This is a genomic window from Delftia sp. NA_296.1, from assembly GCF_052692095.1.
On record NZ_JBQZGF010000008.1, the window covers coordinates 261,747 to 281,791 of the forward strand.

The 20,045-nt window shown below is 65.9% G+C and carries 18 protein-coding genes and 1 pseudogene; 11 read left to right on the forward strand and 8 right to left on the reverse strand.

Annotation, left to right across the window (positions count from 1 at the left end; translation table 11 throughout):
- Positions 1-65: 65 nt before the first annotated feature.
- Positions 66-707, forward strand: a complete 642-nt coding sequence (locus ACUTR7_RS20660) for a TetR/AcrR family transcriptional regulator (protein WP_445609709.1) — start codon at positions 66-68, stop codon at positions 705-707.
- A gap of 822 nt (positions 708-1,529) precedes the next feature.
- Positions 1,530-1,684: pseudogene (locus ACUTR7_RS20665) on the forward strand (DbpA RNA binding domain-containing protein); the annotation flags it as partial.
- 162 nt (positions 1,685-1,846) lie between these two features.
- Here ACUTR7_RS20665 and ACUTR7_RS20670 read toward each other — a convergent pair.
- On the reverse strand, positions 1,847-2,794 hold the full coding sequence (locus ACUTR7_RS20670) for a LysR family transcriptional regulator (protein ID WP_445609710.1): 948 nt from the start codon (positions 2,792-2,794) through the stop codon (positions 1,847-1,849).
- 66 nt (positions 2,795-2,860) lie between these two features.
- On the opposite strand from ACUTR7_RS20670, the gene ACUTR7_RS20675 reads away from it, so the two are divergent.
- A complete protein-coding gene (locus ACUTR7_RS20675) occupies positions 2,861-3,643 on the forward strand; it encodes an SDR family NAD(P)-dependent oxidoreductase (protein ID WP_445609711.1) in 783 nt (260 codons plus the stop codon).
- Positions 3,644-3,706: 63 nt separating this feature from the next.
- Here the strand turns inward: ACUTR7_RS20675 and ACUTR7_RS20680 are convergent, their stop codons facing one another.
- Entirely contained in the window at positions 3,707-4,744 is a 1,038-nt protein-coding gene (locus ACUTR7_RS20680) for an LLM class oxidoreductase (protein WP_445609712.1), read from the reverse strand.
- A 20-nt stretch (positions 4,745-4,764) separates the two neighbouring features.
- Positions 4,765-5,388: a glutathione S-transferase family protein gene (locus ACUTR7_RS20685; RefSeq protein WP_445609713.1), complete on the reverse strand. Its 624-nt coding sequence runs from the start codon at positions 5,386-5,388 to the stop codon at positions 4,765-4,767.
- A gap of 117 nt (positions 5,389-5,505) precedes the next feature.
- Between ACUTR7_RS20685 and ACUTR7_RS20690 the strand changes: the two genes are divergently transcribed.
- From ACUTR7_RS20690 to ACUTR7_RS20700, 3 genes are read left to right on the forward strand one after another with little or no spacing between them, the layout of a single operon-like run.
- A complete protein-coding gene (locus ACUTR7_RS20690) occupies positions 5,506-6,408 on the forward strand; it encodes a LysR substrate-binding domain-containing protein (RefSeq protein WP_123692660.1) in 903 nt (300 codons plus the stop codon).
- A gap of 29 nt (positions 6,409-6,437) precedes the next feature.
- Positions 6,438-6,905: a MerR family DNA-binding transcriptional regulator gene (locus ACUTR7_RS20695; protein ID WP_445609714.1), complete on the forward strand. Its 468-nt coding sequence runs from the start codon at positions 6,438-6,440 to the stop codon at positions 6,903-6,905.
- Positions 6,898-7,353 carry a PaaI family thioesterase gene (locus ACUTR7_RS20700; RefSeq protein WP_445609715.1) on the forward strand — a complete coding sequence of 152 codons (456 nt, stop codon included), beginning with the start codon at positions 6,898-6,900 and terminating at the stop codon, positions 7,351-7,353. The genes ACUTR7_RS20695 and ACUTR7_RS20700 overlap by 8 nt, the downstream gene beginning before the upstream one ends.
- Positions 7,354-7,459: 106 nt before the next feature.
- Here the strand turns inward: ACUTR7_RS20700 and ACUTR7_RS20705 are convergent, their stop codons facing one another.
- From ACUTR7_RS20705 to ACUTR7_RS20715, 3 genes are all read right to left on the reverse strand, one after another.
- The gene (locus ACUTR7_RS20705; RefSeq protein ID WP_445609716.1) at positions 7,460-8,761 is read right to left on the reverse strand and encodes a multidrug transporter MatE; all 1,302 of its coding nucleotides are present in this window, start codon (positions 8,759-8,761) and stop codon (positions 7,460-7,462) included.
- A 454-nt stretch (positions 8,762-9,215) separates the two neighbouring features.
- Positions 9,216-10,331, reverse strand: a complete 1,116-nt coding sequence (locus ACUTR7_RS20710) for a 3-deoxy-7-phosphoheptulonate synthase (RefSeq protein ID WP_445609717.1) — start codon at positions 10,329-10,331, stop codon at positions 9,216-9,218.
- 72 nt (positions 10,332-10,403) lie between these two features.
- Positions 10,404-12,695 (reverse strand): hypothetical protein, encoded by a 2,292-nt coding sequence (locus ACUTR7_RS20715; RefSeq protein ID WP_445609718.1) that lies wholly within the window; start codon positions 12,693-12,695, stop codon positions 10,404-10,406.
- A gap of 189 nt (positions 12,696-12,884) precedes the next feature.
- On the opposite strand from ACUTR7_RS20715, the gene ACUTR7_RS20720 reads away from it, so the two are divergent.
- From ACUTR7_RS20720 to ACUTR7_RS20740, 5 genes are all read left to right on the forward strand, one after another.
- A complete protein-coding gene (locus tag ACUTR7_RS20720; RefSeq protein ID WP_012203963.1) occupies positions 12,885-13,628 on the forward strand; it encodes a GntR family transcriptional regulator in 744 nt (247 codons plus the stop codon).
- Complete coding sequence (locus ACUTR7_RS20725; protein ID WP_445609719.1) at positions 13,625-14,443, forward strand: 3-hydroxybutyrate dehydrogenase; 819 nt, start codon at positions 13,625-13,627, stop codon at positions 14,441-14,443. Before ACUTR7_RS20720 ends, ACUTR7_RS20725 begins: the two co-directional genes overlap by 4 nt.
- Before the next feature lie 76 nt (positions 14,444-14,519).
- Positions 14,520-15,836: a fumarylacetoacetase gene (gene fahA, locus ACUTR7_RS20730; RefSeq protein WP_065347550.1), complete on the forward strand. Its 1,317-nt coding sequence runs from the start codon at positions 14,520-14,522 to the stop codon at positions 15,834-15,836.
- Between the two features lie 163 nt (positions 15,837-15,999).
- Positions 16,000-17,547 (forward strand): SPOR domain-containing protein, encoded by a 1,548-nt coding sequence (locus tag ACUTR7_RS20735; protein WP_445609720.1) that lies wholly within the window; start codon positions 16,000-16,002, stop codon positions 17,545-17,547.
- A 151-nt stretch (positions 17,548-17,698) separates the two neighbouring features.
- Positions 17,699-18,049 carry an I78 family peptidase inhibitor gene (locus ACUTR7_RS20740; RefSeq protein ID WP_013803790.1) on the forward strand — a complete coding sequence of 117 codons (351 nt, stop codon included), beginning with the start codon at positions 17,699-17,701 and terminating at the stop codon, positions 18,047-18,049.
- 76 nt (positions 18,050-18,125) lie between these two features.
- Here ACUTR7_RS20740 and hemW read toward each other — a convergent pair whose 3' ends face one another.
- Positions 18,126-19,370 (reverse strand): radical SAM family heme chaperone HemW, encoded by a 1,245-nt coding sequence (hemW, locus tag ACUTR7_RS20745; protein WP_012203958.1) that lies wholly within the window; start codon positions 19,368-19,370, stop codon positions 18,126-18,128.
- Positions 19,367-19,969 (reverse strand): RdgB/HAM1 family non-canonical purine NTP pyrophosphatase, encoded by a 603-nt coding sequence (gene rdgB / locus ACUTR7_RS20750; protein WP_012203957.1) that lies wholly within the window; start codon positions 19,967-19,969, stop codon positions 19,367-19,369. Before rdgB ends, hemW begins: the two co-directional genes overlap by 4 nt.
- Between the last annotated feature and the right edge of the window lie 76 nt (positions 19,970-20,045).

Here is a 20,045-nt window from a genome sequence, read left to right on the forward strand (position 1 = left end):
TCTGTACTAGCATGTACATTAATGTGCATGGGATATATTGAACCGTCAAGTACATTAAATAGACCATGGCTCGCCCTCCTGTTTCTGACTCCAAGCCTCAACGCGGGCGACCGCGCGATCCCGAGCGCGGCAGGCGCATCCTGGAAGCGGCGCAAAAGCACTTCAACGAGCATGGCCTGGAACGTGCCAGCGTGGACGCCATCGCTGCGGACGCCGGGGTGTCCAAGATGACCGTGTACAGCAACTTCGGCTCGAAGGAAGGGCTCTTCCATGCCGTCGTGCGCGACAAGACGGTGGCAGTAATGGCAGGAGTCGCGGGCGCAGGAGAGCTGGACCCAAACCAGCCGGAACAGGCGCTTTTGGCGATCGGCGCCCGGTTTCTGGAGCTATCACGCGGGGAGGACGCTCTGGGGGCCTTGCGTTCCGTCTACGGCGTCGCGGGGGCGCAGCCAGAAGTGTGCCAAGGGCTCTACAAGGAAGGCCCGGAGCGTGTGAACGGCGAGCTGGCGGCCTACCTTCGCCTCGCCCATGCGGCAGGTACGCTGAAGGTGCGCAATCCCCTGCAGGCAGCTGACTTGTTTCTGTCGATGTTCATGGGCTCCGGGCACATCCGCGGATTGCTGAAGCTCAAGATGCCGGATTCCCGAGAAAACAAGGCTCTTCTGCACGAGGCCGTACGGGTCTTCATGGCGGCGTTCGGCACGTAGGCCACACAAGAGGACTGGGGTCGCGAACACGGGCGGGAAGCGAAGAGATCTCTAAGCAATATTCAGGAGGCAAGAGCCGTGTTCTGGAGCTGCTCAGCAGCTCAAGTCCAAAGGTTCCAACTTCCGCGTCAGAGCGATCTGAATTTCCGATATGGATCGCCAGCCGACTCCTGGCCGGCAACTTCAGGCTGGTTGCGTTCTGTTGGCACATACGCAACGAGCGACAACTACCGAGCCTGAACCTGACATAGCCTGCAAGCGCCACTCCTGTATCAACGGCAACCGGCTACGGAACAAGTTGCATCCATAGATCCGAAAGCTGAATTGACATGTGCCCTCAGGAATTCATCGGGCCACCACAACCAGGCGCGGCACCACCTCATCGTCATCGCCGGGCAGCAGTTCAAGGCCTTGAAGACCGCGCTCTCGACGCGCTTGGTCAGGTCTTCGTAGCTGAATGCAACAAGGCATTCGAAGCCGGATATGGCGAGTGGATCGCGGCGCAGAACGCCCGCGTTGAAGCCCACGGCATCCCCGGTGCCGACCTGCGTCCGTGGTGAGTCTGGACGACTCCGACGCCATCGCCAGCAGCCCCCATGTCAGACCTCGTGCCATCCATGGCGTCAACACCCCGCTGGCCGTCTTCTCGCACATGCCGGCAATGGCCCAGCAAGCCCCTGTTCTTTCTCAGTGACCAACGTGCCACACCTCGGTCTTGAGAGCGCCAAAACCAAAATGCCGCCATGACTGCACCCTCGGCCTCCCCCCCATTCCTTCGACAAACTTGCGCTTTCGCCTGTGACGCTCGTCAATCTTGAGCGGCTCGGCTACACCCGCGAGCAAGTGGGCAAGATCGACATCAACGAGTTCGCAACCTATGTGGCCGTGGATCGCAAGAGTGCGCATGAGGTGGTTGCTAGGCTCAATAGCGGGAAGATCAAGGGGCGAACGGTGAAGGGCGCTTGCTCAGGGATTGAGGGGTTGCAGGCACCGAGGCACGAACGACGACAACGGGTCGTTCCGCGCCAGCCACGGCCCATTCATGTTTCGTTGTGATCGACGACCAACGATGGTCCTGGTTGCTCCCCGGGTCCGTCGGCCGCGCCCTCGCTTTTAAAGATCTGGAAAGACCGAGCCTGTCATGGCTTCGCGGCGGTGCTGGCCGCCTTCGCCTTTTCTGCTGGCAGTTGCAGCCCGTCTGCCAGCGCCACACCCAGCGCGTCAATGACCGCCCGCACGCCCGGCACGTTGCGGCGGTCGCGGTGATAGGCCAGGTACACCGGGCAGGAAGGCAGTGGCGCGTCCACCTCCAGTCGCACCAGGCCGGGCACGGCATGGGCCATGGCGTCGGGCAGCAGGCAGATGCCCTGCCCTTGCTCCGTGGCCTCCTGGCGGGCCAGGTCGGAGCCGGATCGAAAGACGAATCGGGTGGCGCCCCGGCTGGCCAGCCACGGGTTGGAGGCGTCCTGCCGGCCGGTGGCCAGGTCCTGTCCCACGAAGTCGTGGCTGGCGAAGTCCTGCACGCGCAGGTGGCGACCCGGCAGGCGCTGCTCGACATAGCCGTGCGAGGCGTACAGGCCAAACGTCAGTTGCCCCACCCCTTTCTCTACCACCACGGCCGAGCTGGAGCGCCCGACCCTGAGCGCCACATCCACTTCGCGCCGCCCGACATCCGTGAAGCGCGACTCCACGGCCACTTCGATATGCAGGCCGGGATGCGCGCTTCTCAACTGCGAGAGCACGGCGGTCACGGGCTTCACGAAGCCCTCGCCCATGCTGACGCGGATGGTGCCGGTCAGCGCATGGGCCTTCTCATCGGGCCGGTCGTCGCGCTTGATGCCGCCCAGTCCCAGCTCGAATTGCTCGGCCAGTTCCACCAGTTCCATTGCATCGGGCTCGACCGTCGTCCCTGCGCTGCTGCGGTGTACCAGGGCGCGGCCCAGGGATTGCTCCAGCGCCTCGATGCGCCGCGCGACGGTGGAGGTGGACAGGCCCAGGGCAGCGCCTGCGGCAAGCAGGCTTTGGTGGCGGTGAAGCGCCAGGAGCACGCGCAGGTCATCCCAGGTGGTGGGCGGTTGGTTTTTCATTAATGCAAATCAGCTTACCAGCGCTGCCCATTCCCAGCCGGGCACCCCGTCGCAATACTCGAGTGCATGAAAACCCCCTTTGATTTCTCCCAGAAAACCGTCCTGGTGACCGGCGCCTCCATGGGCATCGGCGAAGTATTTGCCAGGGAGCTTGCCCGCCGTGGCGCCAAAGTCGTGCTGATCGCGCGCAGCCGCGACAGGCTCGAGAAGCTCGCCAGCGAATTGCCCGGCGCCGAATTCCTGGTGGAGGACCTGGCCGCACCCGGGGCGGCCAGGCGGGTCTTCGATGCCGTCAGCGCCAGGGACCTGCTGCCGGATCTGCTGGTGAACAACGCCGGCTTCGGCACCCACGGCAGGTTTGATGAACTGGCGCTGGCCATGCAGCGGGAGGCCATCGATCTGAATGTGGGCGCCCTGGTGGAGCTGACGCACCTGTTGCTCCCCGCACTGGAGCAGCGCCAGGGCGGCGTCATCAACATCGCCTCCACGGCAGCGTTTCAGCCGGTCCCGTACATGGCGGTCTACGCCGCGACCAAGGCCTTCGTCCTTTCGTTCAGCGAAGCGCTCTGGGCCGAATACCGGCCGCGCGGCGTGCGCGTGCTGGCGTTGTGCCCGGGGGCTACCGACACGGCGTTCTTCGCCCGCGCCGGCGAGGCCGCATCCTTCGGGAAAAAAGCGTCCAGCGAAGACGTGGTTCGCCTGGGGCTGAAAGCCTTCGACGACAACCGCGCCTCGGTGGTGCACGGTTGCGCCAACTACCTGACGGCCCTGGGCGCCCGCGTTGCCACACGCGAGTTCATGGCCCGGTTCACGGCGCGCGTGATGAGGCCTGCAGCGCAGCCGGCTTGAATGCCCCCGGTCTCAGGGATGCAAGCTTGCCGCGGCCCGGCCATTCCTGTCCCAGGCCTGCGTTCACCAGTCAGCCGCCACTGCCGTCAGCCCTTCGTGCGAGGGAAAGTGCGGCAGCACCTCCTGGGCCAGTTCCTCCAGCACCTCGGCGGGCGGGCGCTGTGACCACTGGATGCCCAGCGCCGCGTGGTTCACCCCCGCCGCCTGCCACTGTTCGAGCAATGCCACCAGTCCCTTGCGCCCGGTGCGCAGGACATAGCCCCCATGCAACGGGGTTGGGGGATGGCCGGGGTCATCGACCAGGTCGATCCACTCGTTCGTCATGTGCGGGCGGAATGCGCCTCCAGGGATCAGGTCACGCCAGGCACGGATTTTTTCCGCCAGGTGCTGGGGCCCCCGGGGGGTATGGGTGGCACCGGGGTAGGTCAGCCAGCCATCTGCATGCTCGGCAATCCACGCCAGCGACTGGCCTGACGATCCCGTCACCATCAGCGGAATGCTCCCCGCAACGGGCTGGGGGAGAAACTCGGCGCCTTCCAGGCGCCCCAGCGGGGAGTCGATGTCCAGGTGCCCGGGCTGCATGAGCTGGCGCATATAGGCAACCGCGTGGGAAAAGCGCTGTGCCCGGGCCGCGTGTTCCAGTCCGTAGGCGGGAAACTCCATCGGCCTGTCGCCAGAGGCCAAGCCCATCACCAGCCGGCCGCCGGAGAGCTGGTCAATGCTTGTGGCGGCCTTGGCCAGGTCGATCGGATGGCGCAGGGAGACGATGGCGCTGCCGGTGGCCAAGGCGATCTTGCGGGTACGGGCAGCCAGGAAGGACAGGTAGGTGAAGGGGTCGAACACCTGCCCAGCGTCCCCGAACGAGGGATCGAACAAGGGGACATCGCGCACCCACACGGCGGCAAAGCCATGCTGGTCGATGCGGGTGACCAGATCGGCCTGCCCGCGCAGCACCGACATGTCGCCCTTGTAGCTGCGCAGCGGCAGGAAGATGCCCACGGTCAGCCGGTCTGGTGCAAACATGCGCCGATAGCCAGGGTGTGCGTAGAACGAGGCATAGGAAGCCCCACCCGTGCGCGGGGAGAGAGGAGTTGCGTTCATTGTGTGGACCTGACTCGTGTTCATGCGCCGGTTGCCGGTGCCGGCAGCGCGATGCCCTTGCGCACCGCAGGCCGGGCCGCGACCCGCTCATGCCATGCGCTCAGATGGCGGTGCCGGCTGAAGTCGAAGTGGATGATTCGCGCGATGTGCATCCAGCCGAAGTGGGCAATGTCTGCAATGGAGTAGCAGTCGCCCGCCAGGTAGGGGCGGCCTTGCAACGCGTGGTCCAGCACCGTGAACGCATCCTCCGTCAGGCGCCGGTAGCGTTCGATGGCCGCAGGAACCGGGCTGTCCGCGAACAGCTCGAAGTGCACGCGCTGGCCCAGCAGCGGCCCGACACTGGACGCATGGAATTGCAGCCATTTGATCGCCTCCCAGCGGGCCTGCAGGTCCTCTGGCAGCAGCTGCCCGCTCCTGTCGGCCAGGTACAGAAGAATGGCCGCTGACTCAAACAACACCACACCCGTCTCGCTGTCCGTTAGCACGGGAATGCGGCCATGGGGATTCAACGCCAGAAAGGCCGACTGCCGGTGCTCGCCTTCATCGATGCGCACATGGTGCAGCTGGTAAGGCAGCGAAAGCTCTTCAAGCGCAATGGTCACCTTGAAGCCATTGGGGGAGCTGTCTGAATAGAGATGGAACATTTAAATTTTAGATAAACTGAATTCATAGAATCGCTGGAAAGACTTATTCTCAACAGATATACGTCTAATTTAAAGCGATGATTTCTGCTCCATGAATTTAGTAAATCTAAAAACAAAATGACCTACCCATTGCAGGCGCTGCGCACTTTCGTGGAAGTGGGGCAGCGCAAAAGCGTCAAGGCTGCGGCGCAGGCCCTGCACGTCACGCCCGGTGCCGTCAGCCAGCAGATCCGCGTGCTGGAAGACCGCCTGGGAGTGGTGTTGCTGGAGCGTGAGCGCCTTGGCATGCGGCTGACCGAGGCAGGCGCCAGCGTGTTCCCCAGGCTGCGTGAGGCGTTTCTTCAAATCGACCAGGCCATGCACGACCTGGAAAGCACCAAGGCAAGACGGAGCCTGACCGTCAGCACGGTCGCCACGTTCGCGGCATCGTGGCTGGTGCCCCGGCTGGGGCGTTTCAAGCAATTGCACCCGGACATTGAAATCCGCGTGGAGGCCACGTCGGAACTGGTGGACCTGCGGCGCGACCGGGTGGACGTGGCCTTGCGCCATGGGCTGGGAGACTATCCGGGGCTGGAGGTTATCCCCCTCATGGCGCCGGTTCTGACGCCCGTCGCCTCGCCGGGATTCCTGAAGGCGCACGGGGCAGTGATCCATGAGGCCGGCGATTGCCTGGGCTACCCCCTGCTGCATGACGGCGACCGCGCAGACTGGCCGCTCTGGCTGAAAGCGCATGGCGTGGCCGACGACATGCGCGCGGAGCGCGGCAGTGCCTTTGACGATGACTTCCTGCTGATCCGTGCGGCAGAGGCTGGCCAGGGCCTGGCGCTGGTGCCGCAGGCCTATGCCCAGGAAGAAATCGCGGCGGGCCGGCTCATCCAGGTGCTGGACAAGCCATGGCCCGCACGATTTGCCTACTACGCGGTGACGCGGCGCGGAGCGGCCGACCGCCCCGAAGTGCGCGCGTTCCTGGACTGGATTCGCGACGAGGCGGGAAAAAACCTGTCACCTCCCCAACCCTAGCCCAGCACAAGCCTTGCTAGCCTTGGCACATGCTGATCTCCGAACTCGCCCAGCTCACGGGCGTCTCCATCCACGCGCTGCGCCACTACGAGCGCGCGGGCCTGCTCAAGCCCCGGCGCCTGCCCAATGGCTACCGCGACTACCCGCGCTCGGCCCGGCGCGAGGTGGTGTTCATCGCCATGTCCCGCGCGCTGGGGTTCGGGCTGCCGCGCATTGCGGAGAACCTGCGCGCCTGGCGTGCGGGGCGCATAGGTCCCGGTGACCTGGCCGATGCCGTGCAGCAGCGCGTGCAGGAGATAGACGAGCAGATCTCCGCGCTGCAGGCCCAGCGCGCCCAGGCCCTGGACCATGTGCAGTGGCTGCTCGCCCGCCAGGCCGAGCGGGATCTGGCGCAGACGGCACCGGCCCCAGCCAGCACCCCCGACAAACCCGCCGCGCCCTGGCCGCGCGTGCGCCGTGCCGCTTCACCCACCACGAAGGAGACAAGCCATGACTGAGCCGACCACCCACTCCACCCCATCCACCCAGGCGCTGCAGAAGGCCGTGCTGGCCATGCCCATGGCGCGCACCCTGGGCCTGCGCTTCGTGCGGGCCGAGCCCGGCGCCACCGAGCTGGAAATGCCCATTGCCGATGCCCTGTGCTTTCAGCCGGGCCAGTTGCAGGCCACGGCGATCTTTGCGCTGGGCGACTTTGCGGCGGTGTCGGCCGCAGGTTCGCTGCTGCCTGCTGGCTGGGCCAATGCCACGGTGGACGGCAGCGTGAAGCTCTTCGCCCCCGCACGCGGCACCCACCTGCGGGCGCGCGGCCGCGTGGTGGATGCCGGCCGCGTGCTCAGCATCTGCGCAGCCGACCTGTACGCGGTAGCCGAGGATGGACATGAAACGCATTGCGCGACCTGGCTGGGGACGGCGCGCAATCTGGAGCCCAGGCCCGTGCGGGCCTGAGAACGATCCCCCGGCCTCCCCACCCCGTATGTCAGCGCCTGCGTCGTGGCGGTTGCGGGGCTGCGAGGTTGTCGAAGGGCAGACGACATCGCCAAGGCCACCACGGCTACAAGCTTTCCTTCAAACCAATCTTCTCTTCAGATAGAGACTCTCGCCTATTGTGAATAAGCAATACCAACATCACACAGGACACGAGAGAAGAAAACGAGAAAATATAGTTGATCATGGAATAACTGGAGCCATGGAAGCCCAATGACATTGGGGCAAAAAATATCACTGCATAAATAGTCCAAAAAATCATTCTTGATGACCAATAAAGACCTAGCCCTCCAGAAATTGCTGCCGCATAGAAGAACACCACATCCGTAGTTCCTTTGCACACCAAGGAAAGGAATCCCTCACCGACAATTTGAGAACCATTCGCTTCTGATATTTCATAGAACAGCATGAATACAGACAATGCAACAACTGGGATAATTGCACAAAAAATCATCAATGACGATGAATCTTTGATGAACTGAAATTGCACTGCCCATTTTCCACGATTTTTGGATATCTCCATTGCCAGAAGAGCACAGACCCCCATGGCAGGCAGTTCTGCCAACAGCAATATAGCAGAAGCTTGAGATTGAATTGCAGAATACATTGCACCCAGCCCTGCAACAGACATTGACAATATATAAAGCAGATATTTCCCAAAGAACGCATTGGCATAGCCAGGGATCAAAACGGAAAATATTCTTCTGCCAGGCAAAACCCGAAAATTGAATGAAAATCTGAATTGACAGTATTTCCGCATCAAAGCATATGCGGCAACGGAAAAAATGATGTCACTGAACAGATAGGCAAGAGCGACCGAATCATCACTCATCCACTCATTCTTCCCAAGCAGCGCCAGCACGACAATCAAACAGGCTGCATGGAAAAAAACCTGCCACATTCTGAATTTTGCAACGATGGCAGTATGTGATCTTGACTCAAGAACGCAGCCGCATACATTGATGATTCCGAAGAAGGGAATACACAGAATTATCAATCTTGTCTGGGATATGGCTCCATCCAACAGTTCCTCTGGCAAACCGGATATTAGGGTTTTCGAGATAACAGGAAGCCAATACACCAAAATAAAACAAAACCCGGTGTACAGGAATACCAGCCAAAACAGCAAACTGATGAGTGAGTCCGATTGCTCCTTATCTTTGCTGGCAGACATTTCCGAAAAAAAGATCGCACCAATACTCGCTGGCAACACAAAAAAAAGTGATGCAAAGGAAAGGGCTATGCTGAATTTGGCAACGAGAGTCGAGCTATAAAAACTAATGGCAAAAATGGTGACCATGGAGGCAAGCGGTGGGGCGGCGCGTCCAACTGCAAGATCAAATACCCGCTTTGCATCACCAGGCCTCATGCCTACCCCTCCTCCGCAGAATCAAAACCCATGATATATGACTCGAATTCTTTGAAATGAAGATCCTGCTCTTCTTTGATAGAGCCATTCATTTCCCTTGTCCTTCGCCCCTCTCATCCCGGAATATGGACCACCATAACAATGACGGCCAAATATATTGGTGCAATCCTCGAAATACATCTGGATGCAGCAATAGAAGAATTTTTTAATCCGATATGAATAAATCAATCATTCATTGCAAAAATGCATGATGCAATCGGACTGATCTGAAAGTCTTGATGCACAGCCTGTGCTGCACCAGCGCCTGAATGGAATTCGCAGTCTGCCAACCCTGCTTTTACATCGGCGGCTCATATGCATGCCACTGCGCTGTGGCGATTGCATTGCAGTCCTGCCGAAGGACAGGACTGCCCCATTGCCTGACGCGGGTCAAAAACAGACCCGGCCAGTCAACTCACCCTCGCAGCTTCGCCCGCCGCGCCTTCACCGCCGCAGCCAGCTGCTCCAGCACAGGCACGGTCTGCTCCAGGCTGATGCAGGCATCGGTCACGGACACGCCATGCGCCAGCGGCTGGCCGTCCACGATGTCCTGCCGCCCTTCCTGCAGGTGGCTTTCGATCATCAGCCCCGTGATGCGGGCATCGCCACCGGCGATCTGCTGGGCCACGTCGGCCGCCACGTCGATCTGGCGGCGGTGCTGCTTGCTGCTGTTGGCGTGGGAGACATCGATCATGACCTGCGGGCGCAGGCCTGCGCCTTCCAGCAGGGCGCAGGCGGCCTGCACATGCTCGGCGCCGTAGTTGGGCTGCTTGCCGCCGCGCAGGATGACGTGGCAGTCGCCATTGCCGCGGGTCTCGAAGATGGCGGACTGGCCCATCTTGGTCATGCCCATGAAGGCGTGGGGCGCGCTGGCCGCCTGGATGGCATCGCTGGCCACCTTGACGCCGCCGTCCGTGCCGTTCTTGAAGCCCACGGGGCAGGACAGGCCGCTGGCCAGCTGGCGGTGGCTCTGGCTTTCCGTGGTGCGCGCGCCGATGGCGCCCCAGCTGACCAGGTCGCTGATGAATTGCGGCGACAGCAGGTCCAGGAATTCCGTGCCCACGGGCAGGCCCAGGGCCAGCACGTCCAGCAGCAGGGCGCGGGCCATTTCCAGGCCTTCGTTGATGGCGAAGCTGCCGTCCAGGTGCGGGTCGTTGATGTAGCCCTTCCAGCCCACGGTGGTGCGGGGCTTCTCGAAGTAGACGCGCATGACCACGAGCAGCTCGCCGGCCAGGGGGTCGGCCTGGGCCTTGAGCTGGCGCGCATAGTCCATGGCCTGGTCGTGGTCGTGGATGGAGCAGGGTCCGACGACGACGATGAGCCGGTCGTCCCGGCCCTGCAGCACGTCCGAGATGGCGGCGCGGCTGGTTTCCACCAGTTGCTGCGCGGCCTCGGGCGCGGGCAGCCATTCCTGCAGCAGGGCCGGGGTGATCAGGGGGCGCACGGCCTTGATGCGCAGGTCGTCGATGCGGGTGGTGTCGTGCGTGCTCAGGGGCACGGCACTGCGTTGTACGTGGGTGGGGGTGGTCATGGCGCTATTGTCGCGCCTTGAGGTTTCCCGACCGGGGCGGGGCAAGTGGCTTGCCCGCCCCTTGGCCTCGACTTACTGAGCCGCCGCTGCCGGTGCCGGTGCCGGTGCCGGTGCCGGTGCTGGTGCCGCTGCTGGCGCAGGCGCAGGTATGGACTCTGGCGCAGCCGGCACAGCGGCCGGTGCCGCGCCGTACTGCCAGCCGGCGGGCAGCAGGCCATCGACCCAGTGCAGGCGCCAGGCCATCAGCGCCAGCAAGGCCACCACGGCCAGCGCCACCAGGGTGTTGCGCAGGCCGTTGCCTTCCGCATAGGGGTCGCCCGCCGTGCGCCGTGCGCCCACCGGCACCTTGGCGGTCTGCGAGAGGCTGCGGCCCAGCGGCAGGTTGATGCGCATGCGGCCGTTGATGGCCCAGCCGCTGGCGTCCAGGATGGGCCCCAGGCTGCGCTGGCGCAGCTTGAGCCAGGCAATCATCATGCTGGGCCCGGAGATGGCCGCGATGAGGCCGACCAGGGCCACGGGAATCCAGGGCCCCAGGTCGATGAACTTGCCGAAGATGCCCACCAGCACGGCGCTGATGGAGCCCAGGGCCACGCCCAGGGCGGCCACGGTGCCCACATCGGTCTTGCGCGATGCGGCCGCAGCGGTGGCGGCTGTGGCGGCTGTGGCGGCTGTGGCGTTGGCCGCAGCGGTACCGGGCGCCGTGACCAGCTGGCCGGCCTGCGTGCCCAGGCTGGCGGTCACGCCCTCTTCCTTGGCCGAGGCGCGCTTGGCCACCTGTTCCTCCACCATGCGCAGGAATTTCTTGTAGGGCAGGAAGAAGGCCTGGCCGATGCTGGTGGGGTTCTCGATGAGCTTGACGATGGTGGCGTCCCAGTCGTTGCCCGCGCGGTCATAGAACACGCCGTTGCGGCCCACGAAGAGAAAGTCCACATCGCCCGCCGTGAAGGCCGCGACGATGGCTTTCTTCTTGCCCTCGCGCCGCAGCTCGCAGTAGGCCAGGCAGGTCTTGGCACGGCCGGCCAGCGCGGCGTGGGCGGCGGTGTCGCTCACTTCCACGGTCAGGTCGCAGCTGCGCGCATCCAGGTAGAGCGTGCCGGCCTGGAAGGCCGCGCCCTCGCGCCGGTAAAAGAGGCTGAACGAGACGAAGTTGTTGAGCAGCGCCAGCAGGTCGCGCTGCAGGCGGATGAGCTTTTCCAGCGCCACAGCCTGCAGGCTGTGTTCCTTCTCGGACTCGTCCTGGGCGATGAGGTCCAGCAGCGCGGCTTCCTGCCCGCCGTCCAGCAGCGCCTGCACCTCCTGTTGAGGCAGGGCATCGAGCGGCGTGGCGGGCCGGGCCGCCAGCCATTGGCGGCAGGGCTGCAGGGCGGCCTTGACCTGCTCCCACTGCGCGGCGGTGATCTCCTGCAGGTCCTCGCCCAGCACGGGCTGCACGGCCTGCTCGCGCAGCGCCTGCAGCGCGCCGGCCCAGGCGGGGTTGACGCCCTGGGCCAGCGGCAGCGCGCGGTCGGCCGCCACGGCGGCCAGCGGCAAGGCGGCAATGGCCTGGGCGCCGCTGTCCAGCACTTCGCGGCCCAGGGCGGCATAGCCTTCGATGGAGGGGTTGAGCGGGTCCTGCGCGCGCGTGTCGAAGGCGGCCAGCCGCGTGCGTGCGAAGAAGTCGTCCACCTTGGCTTGCACCGCGTCCACGGCGCGGGCGGCGGCCAGGGCCTGGTCGCGCTCGGCAATGCCGCAGCCCAGGGCTTCGGCACCTGCATGCCAGTCGCGCAGGGAACGCAGGTCGGCATAGAAGGACTCGGCCTGCTTGCGTGCGATGCCGGCCACGCCATCGGCGCCCGCCGCCGTGCCATAGGCCTTGCCGATGCGCTCGACCAGCGCGGCCAGCGCCTTGTCGTCCCCGGCGGTGGCGGGGCTGACGATGCCGTCGCCATTGAAGCGCATGGCCGCCAGGGAGGCCAGGCGCTCGCGCACCTGTGCCAGGCTCAGCGCGGCGCCGCCGGCCTGGCCGGACAGGGCCAGCATGCGCTCGGCCTCGGCATGCAGCAGGGCGCCCTGCTCGCTGTCGCGCTCCAGGCTGGACAGTTGCAGCACGTCGCCGCCATCGGCCAGCACCTGGGGATCACGCACGCGCGCCACGGCCCATTGGCAGGCGGCGATCAGCTCGGGCGGGCGAATGCGGCCGTCCTTGTCCTCGTCGATCAGGTCCAGCGTGTCGCTGTCGAACTCGATGCCGCGCGTGGGGCAGGCCAGGGCCACCCACAGCTTCTGGTCCAGCTCGCCGATGTGCGCAATGTCCTGCCCGGTGCGGATGACCACCTGGTCCACTCCACCGGCGCGAAAAAACTCCCAAGCATGTTGCTGCTGCATGAAATACCCAACGGCCGCTCTGGCCAACATTCAAAAAACGAAAACGAAAAACCGAAAAAGGGCCGCAGTTTAAAAGTCATTCGGCCTGCTCAATTGAAGACATTTGTCAACGATGGGCGTCAGCACAGGCTGTCAGGGCTGGCGCTTTGTGTGAAAATAAAAGCACTGAATAGATACTTTATTGCCTCCATGCCCTCCAACTCCACCGCATCGGCCCCTCAACAAGGCCGGGACAAGCTGCACCTGCAGCTGGCGCGGCTGTTCCGCAGCAAGGTGTCCACGGGCGCCTGGCCCGTAGGCAGCGCCATTCCCACGGTGCAGGAGCTGGAGGCGCTGCATGGCGTGTCGCGCACCACGGTGCGCATGGCGCTGGGCGCCCTGGTGGCAGAGGGCCTGCTGCTCACGCGCAAGCGCGGCGGCACGCGGGTGATTGCGGCGCCCTACAAGCCGCCGTCCTTTCTGCTGCCCACCAGCTGGAAGGAGCTGGTGGCCTTTGGCGCCCACATCGGCCAGATCACCCTGCACACCGGGCGCGACTGCCTGCCGCCAATTCCCGAAGGCTTCCCCGACGTGGGCCGCATGGCCCCCGCCTACGTGCACCTGCTGCGCGTGTACGACCATGACGCGGCGCGGTTCTGCCTGTCGCAGCTGTACCTGGAGCAGGAACTGTTCCCCGAGATCGAGGCCCAGCTGGAGCGCAGCTCCCTGGCCGTGGCCCTGAGCAGCGACCCCTCGCGCATTGCCGTGGCGCGCCAGCACCTGAGCGTGGCGCCGGCCGACGAACTGGCCGCCGAGCACCTGGGCGTGGCCCTGGGCACGCCGCTGATGCAGGCGCTGCGCTGGGCCTGCAATGCCGACGGGCTGCTGATCTACTGGGCGCGGGTCCGCTTTCTCAGCGAGTACGTGCATATGGAAATGGATCTCCTGAAATGAACCCTACCCCCTCCTCCCCGGCTTGTCGCCCGCATGCGGGCCGCGTGGCCTGGATCACCGGCTCGACCAGCGGCATCGGCCTGGCCGTGGCGCGCCATCTGGCCAGCGAGGGCGCAGCCATCGCGCTGCATGGCCAGGCCGCCGCTTCTGCCGAGACCAATGCGCTGGTGCGCGAGATCGCCCAAACGCACGGCGTGCCGGTGCGCCACTACGGGCTGGACCTGCGCGACGCCAGCGCCATCGCACCGCTTGCGCAGCGCATTGCGGCCGAGCTGGGGCCCATCGACATCCTGGTCAACAACGCAGGCATGCAGCATGTGAGCCCGCTGCTCGAATTCCCGGCCGGCAAGTGGGACGAGCTGCTGGCCGTCAACCTGTCGGCACCCTTCCACGCCATCCAGGCCAGCGTGCCGCAGATGCTGGAGCGCGGCTGGGGCCGCATCATCAATATCGCCTCGGTCAGCGGGCTGGTGGGCGTGGCGCGCAAGCCGGCCTATGTGGCCAGCAAGCACGGGCTGATCGGCCTGACCAAGTCGGTGGCGCTGGAGTTCGCCACCACGCCCGTGACCTGCAACGCCATCTGCCCCGGCTGGGTGCTGACGCCACTGGTGCAACGGCAGATCGACGCGCTGGCCGCGCGCGAGGGGCTGGATGCCGACGCGGCGGCGCGCCAGCTGCTGGGCGCCAAGCAGCCCTCCCAGGCCTTCGTGACCGTGGAGCAGGTGGCGGCGCTGGCCGGTTTCCTGGCCAGCGAGCAGGCTGCCCAGGTGCGCGGCGCACACTGGAACATGGACGGCGGCTTTGCCGCCGCCTGACATCGCCACGCCTCGCCCTGCCCCGCCAAACCCCTTTTTCATACCAACGACAGACAAACCCAACCAGGAGAGACAGATGTCCTTGAACGAAACCCATGACGCAGGCCTGCGCAGCTGGGTGGCCTCGGCCAATACCGGCGCCAGCGACTTCCCCATCCAGAACCTGCCGTTTGCGGTGTTCCGCCGCGCAGGCAGCCAGGAGGCCTGGCGCGGCGGCGTGGCCATTGGCGACCAGGTGCTGGACCTGGCGCGCGCAAGCGCGATCAAGGCGCTGGGCGATGCCGTGCAGCCGCAGCTGGAAGCCGCTTCGCAACAGCACCTGAACGGCTTCATGGCCATGGGACCAGCCGCCTGGTCGGCCCTGCGCCTGGCGCTGTCGCGCGCGCTGCGCGAAGGCGCTGCCGCGCAGGCGGCCCTGCAGGATTGCCTGGTGGCCCAGTCCGACGTGGAGTACACGGTGCCGGCCCAGGTCGGCGACTACACGGACTTCTATACCTCGGTGCACCACGCCACCAACGTCGGCAAGCTGTTCCGCCCGGACAACCCGCTGATGGAAAACTACAAGTGGGTGCCGATTGGCTACCACGGCCGTGCGTCCAGCCTGCGCGTGTCGGGCGTGGACTTCCGCCGCCCCATGGGCCAGCTGAAGGCGCCCGACGCCGCCGCACCCGCGCTCAAGCCCTGCGCACGCCTGGACTATGAGCTGGAGATGGGCATCTACACCGGCGCCGGCAACGCCTGGGGCGAGGCGATTTCCATGGACGAGGCAGAGAACCACATCTTCGGCCTGTGCCTGCTCAACGACTGGTCGGCGCGCGACATCCAGGCCTGGGAATACCAGCCGCTGGGCCCCTTCCTGTCGAAGAACTTCGCCACCACGGTCTCGCCCTGGGTCGTGACGCTGGAGGCGCTGGAGCCCTACCGCACGGCCTTCACGCGGCCCGCCGCAGATCCCCAGCCCCTGCCCTACCTGAGCTCGGCCGCCAATTCCGAGCGCGGCGCGTTCGACGTGCAGTTGAGCGTGGCGCTGGAGACCGGCCGCATGCGCGCCGAAGGCCAGGCCGCCCAGCAGATCACCCACACCAGCTACCGCCACGCCTACTGGACCATGGCCCAGCTGGTGGCCCACCACAGCGTCAACGGCTGCGACCTGCAGCCCGGCGACCTGCTGGGCACGGGCACGCTGTCCGGCCCCACCTCCAGCGAGGCCGGTGCGCTGCTGGAGCTGACCGAAGGCGGCAAGAAGCCCGTGGCCCTGGCCAATGGCGAGAGCCGCACCTTCCTGCAGGATGGCGACGCCGTGATCCTGCGCGGCTGGTGCGAGAAGCCGGGCGCCGCGCGCATCGGCTTCGGCGAGTGCCGCGCCACCGTGCTGCCCGCGCGCCAGGCCTGATGGCAACGGCAGATCGATCGGGGCCGATGGATCGGCCCGATTGATCTGCGCGATTGATCTGCGCGATTGATCTGCGCGATTGGTCTGACCGATTGATTCACCCGATCGATCCGCCCGAATGTCGTGATTCCGACAGCCATGAGTGCATGACACAATTGCTGACATGCCCGCCCCATCGGAAGACGCCATCTCAGCACCTCCCGCCACCATCGACTTCGGAAGGCAGGCGGCCCCTGCCCGGCAGGAGCCCGCCTTTGCCGAGCCCGGCAGTGCCAGCAGGCCCGACACGGCCGACTCTCCCAAGAGCCCCAGCAAACTGCCGCCCTCGATAGCCAGCGCCTTCGCTGCCGCAGCCTATGCGCTGCAGCACGGCGACGACGCCGCTGCCCCCAACGAGCGGGCAGGCGCCGGCGCACATTCCGGCGCCACCAGCTTCACGGGCGGACAGGGCACCGGCCTGATGCCGGGCCTGTACGCCAGCCTGATTGGCGAGCCCTCACGCGACTACTACCTGCGCCTGTTCGAGCGCTTCGACGCGCTGGGCAAGCCCTTGCCTACCTGGAATCTGGCCGCAGGCCTGTTCACCCTGCCCTGGTGCGGGCTGCGCGGGCTGTGGCAAGAAGGCGGCCTCTATGCGCTGGCCGCCGGCGGCACGGGCCTGGTCTGGGGCCTGCTGCTGCGCCCCGCGCTGGGCCTGCCTCCGGCGATTGCCCACGGCATCGATGCCACGCTGATCCTGCTGGCCGTTGCCATTCCCGGCCTGGGCGCCAATGCCCTGTACTGGCACCATGTGCGCCGCCACACGCTGCAAGCCATTGGCGAGGCCCCCAACATGGCCGCAGCGCACGAACGCCTGGCCCGCCGCGCGGCCACGCCCCTGCGCAAGCGGCTGGCCGTGGCGGCCGGTGCGGTGCTTGCCGCCGCTGCCGGTGCAGGCATCTGGGCGCTGTCGGGCATGCCACATTTCATGGCGGCACAGACCGAGGTGATCCCGTCCGAAGCCATACCGGCCGCTGCACCAGTTTCGCCAGCCGTACCTGCCGTTGAAACGCCAAGGACGGAACCGGCGCCCACTCCCGCCCCCACGCCCCAGCCGCAAGAGCCGGCTACCCAGACCGAGGCGCGCCCTGATCCGCAAGCGCCCTTGCCCGCCGCCGGCAGCACTGTCTCCGGCACGGTCGAACCCATGCCCATCGTGGCAGCGGCCGGCGCTGCAGGTGCCGTAGCGGCCACTGCAGCGGCAGCCATTCCCGTCAAGGCCGCGTTGGTGCCAGCCAAAGCACCTGCACCTGCGCCTGCAACTGCACCAGCGTCCGTGCACGCAGCCACGCCAGCGCCCGCAAAGCCCTCCAAGGTGGCGGCTGAAACCAAACCAGCCAAGCCAGCCAAGCCCGCCGAACCCGTCGCAAAGGCCGCGGCACCTGCCAAGGCCGCCTCGGCGGCTCTGGAGCCGGGCAACTACTACATCAACATCGGCGTGTTCTCTGAAGCTGGCAATGCCGGGCGCGTGGTGGAGCGGCTGGAGAAAGCCAAGCTGCCCACGCTCAGCCAGACCCTGCACAGCAACAAGGGCGAGATCGTGCGCGTGCGCTCGGGCCCCTTTGCCAAGCAGCGCAGCGCCGATCAGGCGGCGGCCAAGATACGCGCCATGGGCATGGAGGCCACGGTCTTCCACCACGCCCCCGCGGAAGGCCGCAGCGCGCGGCGCTGAAGCCTTTGCTGCCACCTGTTACTTCCGCATGCCTTCGGCTTCGCCTTGGCCCGGCTCAGCCCGGCTAAGGTATGCGGCATTGTCCGAGGCAGCGCGCCCGCGCCCGCCCTGATACTGCGCAGCAACACCCCATGAATCGAGGAGACAGACCATGCCGATGACCGCCCCCGCCCTCCAACGCCGCCTTGCCGCCCTGGCCCTGCTGGGCGCCACCACCCTGGTGGCAGGCTGCGCCGGCATGAGCAATCCTTTTGGTGGCAGCGGCGGCGGCGCGGCGCAACCGGCCCCGCGCCCTGTACAGGTCTGCAATGCGGCATCGGCCCAGTCCTTTGTGGGCAAGAGCAATACATCGGCCACGCTGGAGGCCGCCCGCAAGCAGTCGGGCGCCTACATGGCCCGCGTGCTGCGCGAAGGCCAGCCAACGACGATGGAGTTCAACCAGGAACGCCTGAACCTGGTGGTCGACGGCACAGGCCGCATCGTGGCCGTGCGCTGCGGCTGATCGCCGACCGATTGCGCTGTGGCGCTGGATGAAAAAAGGACGCCGAGGCGTCCTTTTTCAATCGTCGTCGGCCCGCTCACTCCGCCAGGAACAGCTCCTGCAGGTCGCTGAGGAAGTCAAAGCCCCGCTCCGTGGGCACCACCCGCCCCAGGTCGCGCGTGATCAGGCCCTTGGCCTGTGCGGCGTCCAGCCCCTTGGCGATGGAGGACAGCGGCAGGCCCGTGCGCTCCATGAAGTCCTGCAGCGCAAAGCCTTCGCGCAGGCGCAGCGCGTTGAGCATGTACTCGAAGGGCAGGTCGGCACGGCGCACCTCGCCGTCCTGCGCCAGCGGCGCGCCGGCCAGGGCCTGGTCCATGTAGCGCGCGGGATCGCGAAAGCGCACCTGGCGCACGATGCGGTGCGCAAAGCTGAGCTTGCTGTGCGCGCCCGCGCCTATGCCCAGGTAGTCGCCGAACTGCCAGTAATTGCGGTTGTGCCAGCACTGGTGGCCCTCACGCGCATAGGCCGAGATCTCGTAGCGCTGCATGCCCGCGGCAGCGGTGCGCGCGGTGATGCGGTCCAGCATGTCGTAGGCCAGGTCGTCCTCGGGGATGGCCGGCGGAAACTTGGCGAAATACGTATTGGGCTCAATGGTCAGGTGATAGACCGACAGGTGCGGCGGGGCGAAGGACATGGCCACGTCCAGGTCCCGCGCCAGGTCCAGTTCGGTCTGGCCGGGCAGCGCGTACATCAGGTCGATGTTGAAGGTCTCGAAGCTGTCGGCCGCCTCGCGCACGGCCGCACGCGCCTGGGCGCCGTCGTGCACGCGGCCCACGGCCTGCAGCAGGCGGTCGTCAAAGCTCTGCACGCCAATGGACAGCCGCGTGACACCGGCCGCGCGGAAGGCGCGGAAGCGGTCGGTCTCGAAGGTGCCGGGGTTGGCCTCCATGGTGATCTCGCAGTCGGCCTCCATGCGCAGGCGCGCGCGGATGGCGGCCAGCAGCCGGTCGATGGACTCGGGCGCGAACAGGCTGGGCGTGCCGCCGCCGATGAAGATGCTGTGCACGGTGCGGCCCCAGATCAGCGGCAGCGCGCTCTCCAGGTCGGCGACCAGGGCGTCGATGTAGCGGTCTTCGGGCAGCTCGGGGCCGTCGCGGCCATGCTCGTGCGAGTTGAAGTCGCAGTACGGGCACTTGCGAATGCACCAGGGCAGGTGCACATACAGCGACAGCGGCGGCAGGCTGCCCAGCTGCAGCGTGCCGGGGCGCATGTAGTGCTGGATGTCGCGCTGCACGGCGGCCTGGGCGCCGGAGGCCGAATCCTGGGGCTGGATGGGAATCATCGCACCCAGCGCTCGCGCACGAGTTCGATCATCTGCAGCGTGGCGCGGCCGCGGTGGCTGTGCGCGTGCTTCACGGCCGGGTCCATCTCGGCAAAGGTCTGGCCCAGCTCGGGGATGTACATCACGGGGTCGAAGCCGAAGCCCTGCGTGCCACGGCGCTCGGTGGTGATCTCGCCGAGCACACGGCCCATGGCGATCAGCGGCTCGGGGTCCCTGGCGCTGCGCACGCCCACCAGGGTGCTGACCATGGCGGCGCGGCGGTCGGCCACGCCCTGCATCTGTTCCAGCAGGGCGCGCACGTTGTTGTCGTCGCTTTTCTCGTAGCCGAACTGCGTGCAGTAGTAGGCCGTATCCACGCCCGGCAGGCCGCCGAAGTGCGAGACGCACATGCCGGCGTCGTCGGCAATGGCGGGCAGGCCCGTGCGCTCGGCCGCGAAGCGGGCCTTGGACAGCGCGTTCTCCACGAAGGTGCAATGCGGCTCGGGCGCCTCGCCCTCGAACAGGTCGCCCTGGCGAATCAGTTCAACGCCCAGCGGGGCGAACATGGCTTGCAGCTCGGCGAGCTTGCCGCGGTTGTTGGAGGCCAACACAATCTTCATCGTAGAAATCCAGTCGGGCGCCCGTGCGCCCTTTGTCGTCAATAGGTTCGGTAGTCCATGCGCGCCACCGGCACCG

Coding starts and splice junctions, on each gene's coding strand:
- ACUTR7_RS20660 (WP_445609709.1), top strand. CDS start 66: ATGGCTCGCCCTCCTGTTTCTGACTCCAAGCCTCAACGCGGGCGACCG.
- ACUTR7_RS20670 (WP_445609710.1), bottom strand. CDS start 2,794: ATGAAAAACCAACCGCCCACCACCTGGGATGACCTGCGCGTGCTCCTG.
- ACUTR7_RS20675 (WP_445609711.1), top strand. CDS start 2,861: ATGAAAACCCCCTTTGATTTCTCCCAGAAAACCGTCCTGGTGACCGGC.
- ACUTR7_RS20680 (WP_445609712.1), bottom strand. CDS start 4,744: ATGAACGCAACTCCTCTCTCCCCGCGCACGGGTGGGGCTTCCTATGCC.
- ACUTR7_RS20685 (WP_445609713.1), bottom strand. CDS start 5,388: ATGTTCCATCTCTATTCAGACAGCTCCCCCAATGGCTTCAAGGTGACC.
- ACUTR7_RS20690 (WP_123692660.1), top strand. CDS start 5,506: ATGACCTACCCATTGCAGGCGCTGCGCACTTTCGTGGAAGTGGGGCAG.
- ACUTR7_RS20695 (WP_445609714.1), top strand. CDS start 6,438: ATGCTGATCTCCGAACTCGCCCAGCTCACGGGCGTCTCCATCCACGCG.
- ACUTR7_RS20700 (WP_445609715.1), top strand. CDS start 6,898: ATGACTGAGCCGACCACCCACTCCACCCCATCCACCCAGGCGCTGCAG.
- ACUTR7_RS20705 (WP_445609716.1), bottom strand. CDS start 8,761: ATGAGGCCTGGTGATGCAAAGCGGGTATTTGATCTTGCAGTTGGACGC.
- ACUTR7_RS20710 (WP_445609717.1), bottom strand. CDS start 10,331: ATGACCACCCCCACCCACGTACAACGCAGTGCCGTGCCCCTGAGCACG.
- ACUTR7_RS20715 (WP_445609718.1), bottom strand. CDS start 12,695: ATGCAGCAGCAACATGCTTGGGAGTTTTTTCGCGCCGGTGGAGTGGAC.
- ACUTR7_RS20720 (WP_012203963.1), top strand. CDS start 12,885: ATGCCCTCCAACTCCACCGCATCGGCCCCTCAACAAGGCCGGGACAAG.
- ACUTR7_RS20725 (WP_445609719.1), top strand. CDS start 13,625: ATGAACCCTACCCCCTCCTCCCCGGCTTGTCGCCCGCATGCGGGCCGC.
- fahA (WP_065347550.1), top strand. CDS start 14,520: ATGTCCTTGAACGAAACCCATGACGCAGGCCTGCGCAGCTGGGTGGCC.
- ACUTR7_RS20735 (WP_445609720.1), top strand. CDS start 16,000: ATGCCCGCCCCATCGGAAGACGCCATCTCAGCACCTCCCGCCACCATC.
- ACUTR7_RS20740 (WP_013803790.1), top strand. CDS start 17,699: ATGCCGATGACCGCCCCCGCCCTCCAACGCCGCCTTGCCGCCCTGGCC.
- hemW (WP_012203958.1), bottom strand. CDS start 19,370: ATGATTCCCATCCAGCCCCAGGATTCGGCCTCCGGCGCCCAGGCCGCC.
- rdgB (WP_012203957.1), bottom strand. CDS start 19,969: ATGAAGATTGTGTTGGCCTCCAACAACCGCGGCAAGCTCGCCGAGCTG.